Origin of the sequence: Pseudonocardia sp. (assembly GCF_050250275.1) — a bacterium.
GTDB lineage: Bacteria > Actinomycetota > Actinomycetes > Mycobacteriales > Pseudonocardiaceae > Pseudonocardia.
Window position 1 is genome coordinate 1 of record NZ_JBFWOY010000062.1, and the last position, 13,362, is coordinate 13,362.

At 73.0% G+C, this 13,362-nt stretch carries 11 protein-coding genes and 1 pseudogene; 5 read left to right on the forward strand and 7 right to left on the reverse strand.

What is annotated here, in order from left to right; translation table 11 throughout:
• Positions 1–544: 544 nt before the first annotated feature.
• From AB7F12_RS31170 to AB7F12_RS31180, 3 genes are all read right to left on the reverse strand, one after another.
• Positions 545–1,858 (reverse strand): MFS transporter, encoded by a 1,314-nt coding sequence (locus tag AB7F12_RS31170; protein WP_428497390.1) that lies wholly within the window; start codon positions 1,856–1,858, stop codon positions 545–547.
• A 152-nt stretch (positions 1,859–2,010) separates the two neighbouring features.
• The gene (locus tag AB7F12_RS31175; protein ID WP_428497391.1) at positions 2,011–2,640 is read right to left on the reverse strand and encodes a histidine phosphatase family protein; all 630 of its coding nucleotides are present in this window, start codon (positions 2,638–2,640) and stop codon (positions 2,011–2,013) included.
• A 1-nt stretch (position 2,641) separates the two neighbouring features.
• On the reverse strand, positions 2,642–3,070 hold the full coding sequence (locus AB7F12_RS31180; protein WP_428497392.1) for an HIT family protein: 429 nt from the start codon (positions 3,068–3,070) through the stop codon (positions 2,642–2,644).
• Positions 3,071–3,122: 52 nt separating this feature from the next.
• Here AB7F12_RS31180 and AB7F12_RS31185 point away from each other — a divergent pair, with 52 nt between their 5' ends.
• The 4 genes from AB7F12_RS31185 (at position 3,123) to treZ (ending at position 10,079) form a co-directional block, all read left to right on the forward strand.
• A complete protein-coding gene (locus AB7F12_RS31185) occupies positions 3,123–3,587 on the forward strand; it encodes a PPOX class F420-dependent oxidoreductase (RefSeq protein WP_428497393.1) in 465 nt (154 codons plus the stop codon).
• A 150-nt stretch (positions 3,588–3,737) separates the two neighbouring features.
• The gene (gene glgX, locus AB7F12_RS31190; protein ID WP_428497394.1) at positions 3,738–5,921 is read left to right on the forward strand and encodes a glycogen debranching protein GlgX; all 2,184 of its coding nucleotides are present in this window, start codon (positions 3,738–3,740) and stop codon (positions 5,919–5,921) included.
• Entirely contained in the window at positions 5,918–8,287 is a 2,370-nt protein-coding gene (gene treY / locus AB7F12_RS31195; RefSeq protein WP_428497395.1) for a malto-oligosyltrehalose synthase, read from the forward strand. The genes glgX and treY overlap by 4 nt, the downstream gene beginning before the upstream one ends.
• 55 nt (positions 8,288–8,342) lie before the next feature.
• Positions 8,343–10,079 (forward strand): malto-oligosyltrehalose trehalohydrolase, encoded by a 1,737-nt coding sequence (treZ, locus tag AB7F12_RS31200; protein WP_428497396.1) that lies wholly within the window; start codon positions 8,343–8,345, stop codon positions 10,077–10,079.
• Between the two features lie 51 nt (positions 10,080–10,130).
• Here the strand turns inward: treZ and AB7F12_RS31205 are convergent, their stop codons facing one another.
• The 3 genes from AB7F12_RS31205 to AB7F12_RS31215 all read right to left on the reverse strand — a co-directional run bounded on the left by AB7F12_RS31205 (position 10,131) and on the right by AB7F12_RS31215 (position 12,644).
• Positions 10,131–10,691 (reverse strand): Uma2 family endonuclease, encoded by a 561-nt coding sequence (locus tag AB7F12_RS31205; RefSeq protein ID WP_428497397.1) that lies wholly within the window; start codon positions 10,689–10,691, stop codon positions 10,131–10,133.
• A gap of 142 nt (positions 10,692–10,833) precedes the next feature.
• A complete protein-coding gene (locus AB7F12_RS31210) occupies positions 10,834–11,433 on the reverse strand; it encodes a CAP domain-containing protein (protein WP_428497398.1) in 600 nt (199 codons plus the stop codon).
• Positions 11,434–11,657: 224 nt separating this feature from the next.
• Positions 11,658–12,644: a malate dehydrogenase gene (locus AB7F12_RS31215; RefSeq protein WP_428497399.1), complete on the reverse strand. Its 987-nt coding sequence runs from the start codon at positions 12,642–12,644 to the stop codon at positions 11,658–11,660.
• Positions 12,645–12,771: 127 nt separating this feature from the next.
• On the opposite strand from AB7F12_RS31215, the gene AB7F12_RS31220 reads away from it, so the two are divergent.
• A complete protein-coding gene (locus tag AB7F12_RS31220; RefSeq protein ID WP_428497400.1) occupies positions 12,772–13,239 on the forward strand; it encodes a hypothetical protein in 468 nt (155 codons plus the stop codon).
• A gap of 38 nt (positions 13,240–13,277) precedes the next feature.
• On the opposite strand, the pseudogene AB7F12_RS31225 reads toward AB7F12_RS31220, so the two are convergent.
• Positions 13,278–13,362: pseudogene (locus tag AB7F12_RS31225) on the reverse strand (CoA-binding protein); the annotation flags it as partial.

Genomic DNA, 13,362 nt, shown 5'->3' on the forward strand with positions numbered 1-13,362 from the left:
CCACCCCGAGAAGGAGGACCCGTGAGCAACAAGTCCTGGTGACCACCGCCCCCAGCCCCACCACCACAGCCACCGAGAGGAGCACGACGTGCGCAACAAGAGCTGGTGACCGACGACCGACCGCCCGCACCCACACCGAGCAGGAGGAGCACGACGTGCGCAACAAGTCCTGGTGACACCGCCCGACCAGCCCGACCACAACCCCGAAGGAGCCCGCAGTGCGCAACAAGTCCTGGTGACCCCCCCACCCCGAACAAGCCGTGTACGACATCTCCGCACGAACGGAACGAGAACCACGCATCATCCCGGCCGTGTTGTGCCCCCGTGCCCCAGCGGGAGGTCGCCGGCCGACAACGCGCGTCGACGCGCATCAGTGCCGGCGAGGCCGGCGGCGGAACCCGGGCGGCCACGGTGAGTGATCACCGATGGTCCTGCTGGAGGCGCCCGCCGTCGGGGCGGGCCGACCGATCGACCGACCACTGTGGACGGACGTCGGGCGCTGCAGGGCGCCGTCCGACCGATGTCCCGTGGAGTCGGTGAGTCCTCAGCCGGTGGCGCGCGGGCGGGCCGATCGCCAGGCCAGCGCGGCGGCGACCGCGAGTGCCATGCCGACGGCTCCGGCGACCGCGACGGTGTTGGCGGGGCCGATGAGGTCGGCGAGGACGCCCCCGAGGAAAACGGTGATGCCCTGGGCGGCGAGCAGGGAGGATGCGGCGACGCCGACGACGCTGCCGCGGCGGGCGTCGGGTGTGGCGCGCACGAACAGTGCCTGGGCCTGGACCATGAACGCCGTCGACAGGGCGCCGGAGGCGACCCAGAGGGCGACGGACGTCCACAGGCCGGGGTGCAGCGCGCAGGCCAGCAGCGGCACGCCGGCGAGGATGGCGAGGACGCCGATGAGGCGTGAGCGCAGGTGGGCGGGGACGAACCGCTGGAACGCGAAGGCTCCGAGGACGCTGCCGGCCGGGTCGGCGGCCATCAGGAGCCCGGTGCCGATGGGTGTGTTCTCGACGGCGGCCGAGTAGGGCGCGGCGATGGCCTCGGGGACGATGTAGACGGCGACGAGCAGGACGAGTGCGAGCAGTGCGCGGCGGGCGGGGTCGGCGATGATCTCGCGGATGGCGGCGACGCCGTCGCGGACGACGGAGCCGCGGCTCTCGCCGGCGTCGGTGGAGCGTTCGGGCGCGGGGCGGGCCGGGACGCCGGCGCGCAGGACGACGGCGGAGACGAGGAAGGTCCCGGCGTTGACGAGCAGGGCGGTGCGGGGCGCGATGGCGACGAGCAGCAGCCCTCCTCCGGCGAAGGCCCCGAGCTGGACGGCTTGACCGGTTATCTGGCGGACGGCGAGGCCGCGTTCGTACATCTCGCCGGGCAGTGCGAGCGGCAGCAGGGCGGCTTGGGCTGCGCTGTGCACCGAGGACAGCAGGACGACCACCACGAGAAGGGCGCAGAGGACCGTGAGCGGGAGCCCGGGCAGCGCCATGAGTCCGACGAGCACGAGGCGGACGACGTCGACGACGATCATGAGCTCGCGGCGGCGGTAGCGGTCGGCGAGCCCGCCGAGGAGGATGCCGCCGGCGAGCGCGGGCAGGAACGTCAGTGCGTAGACGAGCGCGGACCAGCTCGCGGAGTCGGTCTGTTCGTAGACGAGGACGGCGAGGGCGAGGCGGGCGAGCTGGTCGCCGACGGCGGAGACGAGCTCGGCGCCCCAGAGGCTGCGGAACTCGCGTCCGGCGAACACGGATCGCCTCGGGCCGGGTCCGGCCGTGGGTGGGGCGGGGTCGGCGGGCGGGTCGGGGCCGGCCGCGGGGAGGGAGGCGGGGTCGTCACCGCTGTCACCTCCGATCCGGCCCGTCATGGCGTCGGGACCCCCTCCTCGACGAGCGGCCGGCGGTGTCTCGCCGACGATCTTCGGTACCGAGCGTATTCAGCCGAACGCTCCAGGTCAGCATCGGGGCGCGGGCGCGTGCCGGACGTCACCCCTTCGGACCCGGTGTCCGACCGGGTGGCCTATCCCCGGGCGGCGCCCACCTCGGCCAGCAGCGCGGCGACGTGGCCGATCTCGTTGACGGTGCGCACGGTGCGGCGTCCCTCACGGCCGCAGACGACGCGGGTGATGCCGGCGTAGTCGAGCGGGAACGGCAGCGGCCGGTCGATGCCGAGGACGTGCGCGAGGTAGATGTTGACGACGCCCGCGTGGGCGACGACGACGGCGGTGCCCCTGCCGGGGTGGGCGGCCACGACGGCCTCGACGGCGGCGACGGCGCGGGCGCGGAAGGCGTCGACGTCGACGTGCGCGGGCAGCAGCCCGGCGCGCAGCCGGTCCCACGATGCGGGGTCGAGGCGGGCCATCTCGTGGACGGGCACGTAGTGGGGGTCGGCGACGTCGTACTCGGCGAGGTCGGCGGTGCGGGCCGGCTCGACGCCGAGGGCGGCGGCCAGCGGCGCGAGGGTCTCGACGGCGCGGGCCATGGTGCTGCTGTGTAGGCCGTCGACGGCCTCGGCGCCGAGTGCGCCGACGAGGGTGGCGGCCTGGCGGTGGCCGAGCTCGGTGAGGCCGGGGTCGGCCGCCACCGCGGGGGTGGAGCCGTTGGTGTGGACGCGCTCGGGCAGGGCGTGCCGGACGAGGACCAGCTGCACGTCAGGCGGCGGGGACGTGGTCGGCGTGTCCGGCGTCGCGCAGCGCGGCACGCAGGGCCTCGGCGTGGGCGTCCTGCTCCGCGTCGTCGACGGTCTTCGCGGCGTTCGCGAAGTCGAAGGCGGCCATGTCCCGGGCCGGGAAGACGTGCAGGTGCAGGTGGGGGACCTCGAACCCGGCGACGAGCAGGCCGACCCGTGGCGGGGCGAAGACGGTGCGGACGGCGTTGCCGACGACGTGGGAGACCGCGGTGAGGTGGGCGATGAGGCCGGACTGGGCGTCGACCCAGTGGTCGACCTCGGCGCGCGGCACGACGAGGGTGTGGCCGGGTCCGAGCGGGTTGATCGAGAGGAACCCGACGCAGGTGTCGTCGGACCAGACGAACCGGGCGGGCAGCTCGCCGTCGATGATCTTCGTGAACAGGGTGCTCATCGCGGCGAAGACTACCCGGCGCGGCGGTGCGCGGCGCCCTAGTGTTCGGGGTATGCCGCGCACGATCGCCACGAACACCCGCGTCGGTCTCGACGACCTGCTCGACTTCGTCCGCCCCCGGCACCGGTTCGTCCTGGTCACGACGCGTTCCGACGGGTCGCCCCAGCTGTCTCCGGTGACGGGTGGGGTCGACGTCGAGGGCAGGCTGGTGGTGGCGACGTACCCGGAGCGGGCGAAGTCGGTGAACGTGGCGCGGACGGGGCGGGCGTCGGTCATGGTGCTGTCCGACGGGTTCGACGGGCCGTGGGTGCAGGTCGACGGGGACGCCGAGCTGCTGCGGCTCCCGGAGGCCGTCGAACCGCTCGTGGAGTACTTCCGGGTGATCTCGGGTGAACACTCCGACTGGGACGAGTACCGCGCGGCGATGACCGCGCAGGGAAAGGCGCTGATCAGGGTGACGCCGACGCGGTGGGGGCCGATCGCGACCGGTGGCTTCCCGCCGCGGTCGGCCGGCTGACAGCGCGTCACCGACGTTTTCGCGTCGGTCGTCCCGGGTAGCGTGAGCGCGGGCGTTCCGAACCCTCCCCCACCCTGTACCCGGTGACGCCGGGTGCCCGGTCGTCCGTCGAATTCGAGAGTCCGGCCGAGGCCGGGGAACGAGGAGCACATGCGGCCGTGGCCCGGTAGCGCCTACCCGCTGGGCGCCAGCTACGACGGCGCCGGAACGAACTTCGCGATCTTCTCCGAGGTCGCCGAGAAGGTCGAGCTGTGCCTGTTCGAGCCCGACGGGCAGGAGACCCGGGTCAGGCTGACCGAGGTCGACGGGTTCGTCTGGCACTGTTACCTGCCCGGGGTCGAGCCGGGGCAGCGTTACGGCTACCGGGTCCACGGTCCGCACGACCCGGCGCACGGTCTGCGCTGCAACCCGAACAAGCTGCTCATCGACCCGTACGCCAAGGCCCTCGACGGCCCGGTGCGCTGGGACGAGGCGGTGTTCGGCTACGAGTTCGACGCGCCCGAGAACCGCAACGACGCCGACTCGGCCCCCTTCGTGCCGAAGTCCGTGGTGATCAACCCGTACTTCGACTGGGGCTCGGACCGGCCGCCGAAGGTGCCCTACCACGAGACGATCGTCTACGAGGCCCACGTCAAGGGCCTGACGATCACCCACCCGGACGTCCCGGAGGAGCTGCGGGGCAGCTACGCGGGGCTGGCGCATCCGGCGATGGTCGAGCACCTGCAGACGCTCGGGGTGACCGCGGTCGAGCTGATGCCGGTGCACGAGTTCATCACCGACCACCACCTCGAGCAGCGCGGCCTCGCGAACTACTGGGGCTACAACACGATCGCGTTCCTGGCCCCGCACCACGCCTACGCCATGTCGGGCAGCCGTCCCGGCAGCCAGGTGCAGGAGTTCAAGGCGATGGTGCGCGACCTGCACGAGGCGGGCATCGAGGTCATCCTCGACGTGGTCTACAACCACACGGCCGAGGGCTCGGACATGGGGCCGACGTTGTCGATGCGCGGCATCGACAACCACGCCTACTACCGTCTCGTCGAGGACGAGCAGCGGTACTACATGGACTACACGGGCACCGGGAACTCGCTCAACGTCCGCAACCCGCACACGCTGCAGCTGATCATGGACTCGCTGCGGTACTGGGTCACGGAGATGCACGTCGACGGGTTCCGGTTCGACCTGGCCTCGACGCTCGCCCGCGAGTTCTACGACGTCGACCGCCTGTCGGTGTTCTTCGACCTCGTGCAGCAGGACCCGGTGATCAGCCAGGTCAAGCTCATCGCCGAGCCGTGGGACGTCGGCCCCGGCGGCTACCAGGTGGGCAACTTCCCGCCGTTGTGGACGGAGTGGAACGGCAAGTACCGCGACACGGTCCGCGACTTCTGGCGGGGCGAGCCGGGCACCCTCGGCGAGTTCGCCTCCCGGCTCACCGGCAGCTCGGACCTGTACAAGGCCGACGGTCGCCGGCCCTACGCCTCGATCAACTTCGTCACCGCGCACGACGGGTTCACCCTCGCGGACCTGGTGTCCTACAACGACAAGCACAACGCAGCCAACGGCGAGGACGGCAACGACGGCGAGAGCCACAACCGGTCCTGGAACTGCGGGGTCGAGGGCCCGACCGACGACGAGGACGTCCTCGCGCTGCGGGCCCGCCAGCAACGCAACTTCATCACGACGCTGCTGCTGTCCCAGGGCGTGCCGATGCTGCTGCACGGCGACGAGCTCGGCCGCACCCAGGGCGGCAACAACAACGTCTACTGCCAGGACAACGAGATCGCCTGGATGGACTGGTCGCTGGCGGGCAAGAACGCCGGGCTGATCGGCTTCACCGGTGGGGTGGCCGCGCTGCGGCACGCGCATCCGGTGTTCCGGCGTCGCCGCTTCTTCGCGGGCCGCCCGATCCGGCCCCGCCGGCGCTCGGAGACGGGCGACACGGCCACGGCGCTGCCCGACATCGCGTGGTTCTCCCCGTCGGGTGAGGAGATGACCGAGCAGGACTGGGACTCCGGGTTCGGCAAGTGCGTCCTGGTGTTCCTCAACGGCGAGGGCATCACCGAGGCCGACCACCGCGGCGAGCGCGTCACCGACGACTCGTTCCTGCTGCTGCTCAACGCGCACTGGGAGGACATCGAGGCGACGCTGCCCGCGGCCGAGTTCGGGACGCGCTGGGCGGTGGTCGTCGACTCGGCCACCGGTGAGGTCACCTCGCTCGCGACGACGCCGGGGACGGTGGCGGCCGACCCGGTGACGGTGACGTCCGGGTCCGCGCAGGTCGTGCCGGCCCGGTCCATCCTGGTGCTGCAGCGGGTGGAGGCCGCGACCCGATGACCGAGCGCGTGAACCGTCAGGTGCCGTCGTCCACCTACCGGCTGCAGTTCTCCGCGGAGCAGACCTTCGCCGACGGTGTGGCGCTGCTCGACTACCTCGACGGGCTCGGGGTCGGCGCGCTGTACGCGTCGCCGCTGCTGGAGTCGGGGGCGGGCTCGAACCACGGCTACGACGTCGTCGACCCGACGCGGGTGTCGGTCGAGCGTGGCGGCGAGCTGGGCCGCAAGGACCTGGTCGCGGCGCTTCGCGAACGCGGGCTGGGCCTGCTGCTCGACATCGTGCCCAACCACGTCGGCGTCGAGGTGCCGCTGGCGAACCCGTGGTGGTGGGACGTCCTGGCCCGTGGTCGCGGGTCGGCGCACGCGGACAAGTTCGACATCGACTGGGCCGCCGGGCCGATCCTGCTCCCGGTCCTGGGCGAGGACGAGGCGGCGGCTCTCGACGCGCTCACCCTCTCCGCCGACCGCACCGAGCTGCGCTACTACGAGCACACGTTCCCCGTCGCGGCCGGCACGGGCGAGGGCAGCGCCCGCGAGGTGCACGAGCGGCAGCACTACCGGCTGGTGTCGTGGAAGCGCGGCGCGGCCGAGCTGACCTACCGGCGGTTCTTCGACGTGTCGACGCTCGCGGCCGTCCGCGTCGAGGACCCGGCGGTGTTCGACGCCGCGCACGCCGAGGTGCTGCGCTGGGTGGAGGCGGGCGAGGTCGACGGCATCCGCGTCGACCATCCCGACGGCCTGTCCGATCCCGGCGCCTACCTGCGCCGGCTGCGCGCGGCGATCGGCCCGGACCGGTGGCTGCTCGTCGAGAAGATCCTGGGGCTGGGCGAGGAGCTGCCCGCGTCCTGGCCGGTCGACGGCACCACCGGCTACGAGGCGCTGCGCGAGATCTGCGGGGTGTTCGTCGATCCGGCCGGTGCCGGGCTGCTCACCCAGTTCGCCGCCGAGCACGTCGGGGTCAAGGAGTCGGCACACACCGGGGAGCACCGGGCGCGACGCGAGGTGGCGTCGACGATCCTGGCCGCCGAGGTGCGCCGGATCGCGGGCGTCGCCGCGGCGGCCGTCGCGGGCGTCCCGTCCGAGGGGCTGGTCGACGCCGTCGCCGAGCTGCTGTGCGGGTTCCCCGTCTACCGCAGCTACCTGCCGGAGGGCCGGGAGTCGCTCGACACCGCGGTGGCCGTCGCCCGCACCCACCGACCCGACCTGGCCGGCACGCTCGCCGCCCTGCACGCCGCGATGGTCGCCGACCCGCACGGCGAGCTCGCCACCCGCGTCCAGCAGACGTCGGGCATGGTGATGGCCAAGGGTGTGGAGGACACGGCGTTCTACCGGTGGACCCGCTTCGTCGCGCTCAACGAGGTCGGCGGCGCCCCCGAGCGGTTCGGGGTCTCCCCCGCCGAGTTCCACGCCGCCGCGGCCGCCCGTGAGGCGAGCACCCCGGCCACGATGACGACGCTGTCGACGCACGACACGAAGCGCTCGGAGGACGTCCGGGCCCGGCTCGCGGCCCTGTCGGAGATGCCGGCGGAGTGGATCGACGTCGTCCGCCGCTGGTCGGCCCGCCGCCCGCTGCCCGACCGGTCCCTGGAGCTGCTGGCGTGGCAGTGCCTCGTCGGCGCGTGGCCGATCCCGGCCGACCGGATGTCGGCGTACCTGACGAAGGCGTCGAAGGAGGCCAAGCTCGTCACCAGCCACGTCGACGCCGTCGCCGCGGTCGACGAGGCGGTCGCCGCGTGGGCGGGCGACGTGCTGTCCGACCCGGACCTGGTCGCCGAGATCGAGGCGTTCGTCGCCCGCATCGAGGGCGCGGGCCGGTCCAACTCCCTGGGCCAGAAGCTGCTGCAGCTGGCCGGGCCCGGTGTCCCCGACATCTATCAGGGCACCGAGTTCTTCGAGTACTCCCTCGTCGACCCGGACAACCGCCGGCCCGTCGACTTCGCGGCCCGCCGCGCGACCCTGGCCCGCATCGACGAGGGCGAGCTGCCCGAGGTCGGCCCGGACGGCGCGGCGAAACTGCTGGTCACGGCCACCGCGGCCCGGCTGCGCAGGTACCGGCCGGAGCTGTTCGCCGGCTACCGGGCGCTGCCCGCGTCCGGGCAGGCGGCCGAGCACGCCGTCGCGTTCGCACGCGGCACCGCTCCGCTGCTCGGGCCGGGCCGCCACGCCACCGGCATGGTCGCCGTCGCCACCCGGCTGCCCGTCGGCCTGGCCGCCCGCGGCGGCTGGGGCGACACCGTCCTCCCGCTGCCCGACGGCGCGGGCGACTGGCACGACATGGTCACCGACATCCCGGTCGACGGGTCCGCCCCGCGGTTGGCCGACCTGCTGCGGCGCTACCCCGTCGCGTTGCTCGTCCGCCCCTCCTGACGTCCCCGCCGACACCACCCGACCCATCCGAGAGCACCGGAAGGAACCGACGCACGTGGCCGAGTACCGGGTCTGGGCGCCCGAGCAGGACCAGATGCGCGTCGTCGTCGACGGCGAGACGCATCCGATGTACCCGAGTCCGGGCGGCTGGTGGCACGCCGAGGTCGACGGCGCCGGGCACGGCAGCGCCTACGCGTTCCTCGTCGGCGACGACGAGACCCCGCTGCCCGACCCCCGGTCGCGGTGGCAGCCGGGCGGGGTCCATGCGGCGTCGCGGCGCTACGACCAGGACCACTTCCTGTGGACCGACACGGCCTGGACGGGCAGGCAGCTGCCCGGATCGGTGCTCTACGAGTGCCACATCGGCACCTTCACCCCCGACGGCACGTTCGACGCCGCGATCGGCCGCCTCGACCACCTGGTCGACCTCGGCGTCGACCTCGTCGAGCTGCTGCCCGTCAACGCCGTCGACGGCCCGTGGAACTGGGGCTACGACGGCGTCGACTGGTACGCGGTCACCGAGAACTACGGTGGCCCCGACGGGCTGAAGAGGTTCGTCGACGCCGCCCACGCCCGCGGGCTCGGCGTGGTGCTCGACGTCGTCTACAACCACCTCGGTCCCTCGGGTGCCTATCTCGACCGGTTCGGCCCCTACTTCGCGGGCAGCAACATCTGGGGTCCCTCGCTCAACCTCGACGGCGCCTGGTCGGACGAGGTGCGCCGCTACGTCGTCGACAACGCCCTGATGTGGTTGCGCGACTTCCACATCGACGGGCTGCGCATCGACGCCGTGCACGCCCTGCGCGACACCCGCGCGATCCACGTGCTCGAGCAGCTGGCCGTCGAGGTCGAGTCGCTGTCCGCGCACCTGGGCCGGCCGCTGTCGTTGATCGCGGAGTCCGACCTCAACGACCCGCGGATGATCACCGCGCGGGAGGGCGGCGGCTACGGGCTGCACGCCCAGTGGGCCGACGACATCCACCACAGCTTCCACGCCGTGCTCACCGGCGAGGCGCAGGGCTACTACGCCGACTTCGCCGCGGCCGGGCTGACCGGGCTCGCGCACGTGCTGTGCCGCGGCTTCCTGCACGAGGGCACCTGGTCGAGTTTCCGCAACCGGGTGCACGGCGCCCCCGTCGACACCCGGCGCATCCCGGGGCACCGGTTCCTCGCCTACCTGCAGAACCACGACCAGATCGGCAACCGCGCGGCGGGTGACCGGCTCACCCAGTCGCTGACGCCCGGTCAGCTGGCCTGCGGGGCGGCGCTGGTGTTCACCTCGCCGTTCACGCCGATGCTGTTCATGGGTGAGGAGTGGGGCGCGCGCACCCCGTGGCAGTTCTTCTCCCGCTTCCCCGACGCGGCGTTGCGCGACGCGGTCCGCGAGGGCCGCACCGCGGAGTTCGCCGAGCACGGCTGGGGAGCGGCCGAGGTGCCCGACCCGAACGCCGAGTCGACCTTCCTCGACTCCAAGCTCGACTGGGACGAGCCGGCGCAGGAGCCCCACGCGACGCTGTTGGCGCTGCACCGGGAGCTGATCGCGCTGCGCCGGCAGTGGCCCGACCTCACCGATCCCTGGCTCGACGACGTCGAGGTCGACGTGGACGACGAGGCCCGCACGGTCGTCGTGCACCGCGGCCGGATCCGCGTCGTGGTCAACCTCGGGCACGTCGACGCGACGATCCCGCTCGACCGGGGCGTCGACCGCATCCTGCTGGCCTCCGAACCCGCGGCGGCCGAGCAGAACCTGATCATCGTGCCGCCGGAGGCGTTCGCGATCGCGCTGCTCTGAGCGTGTGCGCGGTGCCCGGCACTGCCGGGGCACCCGGCCGACGGTGGCGGGTCAGCGGCGGCTGGGCGGGTCGACGAACTCGGCCATGTCGATCTGCGCGACCCACGGGTGCGGGACCTCGGCATTCTCGCCCGGCACCAGTTCGGTGTCGTAGATGTAGTGCCCCTCGCCCAGCGTCGCGTCGAGCCGCAGCGCGACCAGCCGGGGCCCCTGGTCGATGCGCCAGAAGTACGGGACCCCCGCCTCGGCGTAGCGCCACGGCTTGAGGACGCGGTCGGCGTGGTGGGTGTGCGGGCCCAGCACCTCCACGGCCAGTACGACCCCGGCGGCGTCGAACCCGTTGTCGTGGAACGGGGTGCCCCTGCGGACGACGAGCAGGTCGGGGACGAAGAAGTTCGCCGCGTCGACGTGCACGCCCGTCGAGTGGTGGATCTCGACGCCGTCGGGGGCGCCGACACCGAGCATCAGGTCGAGCAGGCGCACGTGCCAGGTCTGGTCCTCGTCGGGCTCGGGGAGGACGACGATCTCGCCGTCGTGCAGCTCCCGGATGCGGCCGTCGTCGGGCTCGCGCAGGAGGTCGGCGAGCGTGCTGCGGACGACGGCTGCGGTCACGGACTGGCCTCCACGTTCCCCCGGCGGATGTGTGCCAATACTAACCATCTGCGGCGCGGCTCACGGCCCCGAACGCAGGAACGGCACTTTCCCGCAACCGGGTTGCGGGAAAGTGCCGTTCCTGCCGAACGGGTGCGGCGGGTCAGTGGTCGCCGAACACCACGGTGTAGTGGGTGCGGGTGCGGGTCTCGCCCTCGTAGGCCAGGCCCACCGCGAACTTCGTGGCCCGCGCGTCGAGCAGCAGAGCATTGTGGCCGGGCGAGTTCTTCCACCAGTTCAGCGCCGCCTGCCAGCCGGTGTAGGCCTGGCTGCCCCGGGCCCAGTAGTTGATCTCACCGACGTAGCCGGTGTAGCCCGAGCAGAACTGGACGCGCTGGGCGATACCCATGCCGCGGGAGTCGATGTGGTTCGACGGGGAGATGCCGCGGTTGTAGCTGTCCAGGCTCGCCCACATCGCCGGGCGGGCCAGCTGGCGCGAGTAGGTCAGCGGGCGCAGGCCCTTCGAGGCACGGTAGGCGTTGATGCCGTTGGCGAGGTCCTGCTCCCAGTCCATCTGGTCCAGGGCGAGACCGTCGACGTAGGAGCCGTAGCCGCCGCGGCCCCCGGGGTTGTAGGCGCAGTCCGCGGGGGCGGCGGAGGCGGCCGGCGCGGCGACGGCGGCGATCCCGCCGAGGCCGGCGAGGCTGAGGACGCCGGCGGTGGCAATGCGGACGATGGTGCGGCGGAGGCTGGGGGTACGCATCGGTTTCTCCCGAGAGTGGGGCGGGTCCGGTTGGTCCGCCGTTGGGAGAAAGCTTCCGCGATGCGCCGACCTGCGACGATGGTGTGGCCCCGACCCCCGCCCCCACATGATCACGGGGGTGGGCCCCCTTCCCGGCCCCGGCCCCCGGATGCAGGAACGGCCCTTTCCCGCAACCGGGTTGCGGGAAAGTGCCGTTCCTGCACGACGAGCGCGGGCGGGCCGCCTCAGATCAGGCCGAGACCCTTCACGGCCTCGCGCTCCTCGACGAGCTCGGCGACGCTGGCGTCGATCCGCTCGCGGGAGAACGCGTCGATCTCCAGGCCCTGGACGATCTCGTACTTCCCACCGCGGCAGGTGACGGGGAACGAGGAGATGATGCCCTCGGCCACCCCGTAGGAGCCGTCGGAGGGGACGGCCATCGAGGTCCAGTCACCGTCGGCGGTGCCGTTGACCCAGGTGTGGATGTGGTCGATGGCCGCCGACGCCGCGGACGCCGCCGACGACGCCCCACGGGCCTCGATGATCGCGGCGCCACGCTTGGCGACGGTCGGGATGAACGTGTCGCGCAGCCACGCCTCCTCGACCTGCTCGGCGGCGATCTTGCCGCCGACCTCGGCGTGGAACAGGTCGGGGTACTGGGTGGCGGAGTGGTTGCCCCAGATCGTCATCTTCCGGATCTCGGACACCGGGACCGACAGCTTCGCCGACAGCTGCGACAGCGCACGGTTGTGGTCGAGGCGGGTCATCGCGGTGAACCGCTCGGCCGGCACGTCGGGGGCCGCGGACTGCGCGATGAGCGCGTTCGTGTTGGCCGGGTTGCCGACGACGAGGACGCGGATGTCGTCGGCCGCGCCGGCGTTGATGGCCTTGCCCTGCGGGGCGAAGATGCCGCCGTTGGCCTCGAGCAGGTCGCCGCGCTCCATGCCCTTGGCGCGGGGCCGGGCGCCGACGAGCAGCGCCACGTTGGCGCCGCCGAAGGCCTTGGTGGCGTCGTCGAAGATGTCGACGCCGGCCAGCAGCGGGAACGCGCCGTCGGCGAGCTCCATCGCGGTGCCCTCGGCGGCCTTCACGGCCTGCGGGATCTCGAGCAGGTTCAGCTTCACCGGGGTGTCGGGCCCCAGGAGCTGTCCGGACGCGATACGGAAGAGCAGCGCGTAACCGATCTGGCCAGCGGCGCCGGTGACTGTGACGGTGACAGGAGGGGTGGACACGTCCGGGAGGCTAGACCCTCCACGGGTCCGTGCGCCGCGACGGGGATCACCTGGGACACATGTGGTGCAGTGACGTCGCCGACGGTCGGGCCGGCGCCGTCCGCGGCGGCTGGGCTAGCGTCGGGTGATGGTCAGTTCCACCCCCGCCGACGAGCCCCGGCCGCGGGAGTCCGACGCCGACGGGGACGGGCGGTTCGCCTGGGAGGCCGGCGCCCCCGGCTTCGCCCCCGTCGACCCCGACCGGCTCACACCGCACGCGCCGATGCCGGGTGCGCCGCCCTACCCTGCCGCGGAGGAGCTGCCGCCCCCGTCCATCGGCGCGACCGCGACCGGCACACCGCTGCGCCGCACGATGCCGGCCGCCGTCGGGTGGGGCGTCGTCAACGTCGTGCTGGTGCTCGCGGTCTCCGGGCCGCCGCCGTCGAGCAGCGCGGGGTGGGCGCTCGGCGGCATGATCGTCGCGTCGGTGCTGGTGGCCGGCGTGCTCACCTGGGTGGTCGCGCGCCGGCGCGCGTGGCCGTTCTGGGTCGTGATCCTCGTGACCGGGTTGCTGTTCTGGATCGTGCGGGTGGCGACGACGGCCGGCGTCGCCTGACCGCCCGCCGGCTGCGCGTCCCCGGGCGCGTCAACCGGTCAGGCGGTGCGGCGGCGGCTCGAGATGACGCCGGTGTCGAATCCCGCGAGGTGCAGGCCGCCGTGGAAGCGGGCGTGCTCGACC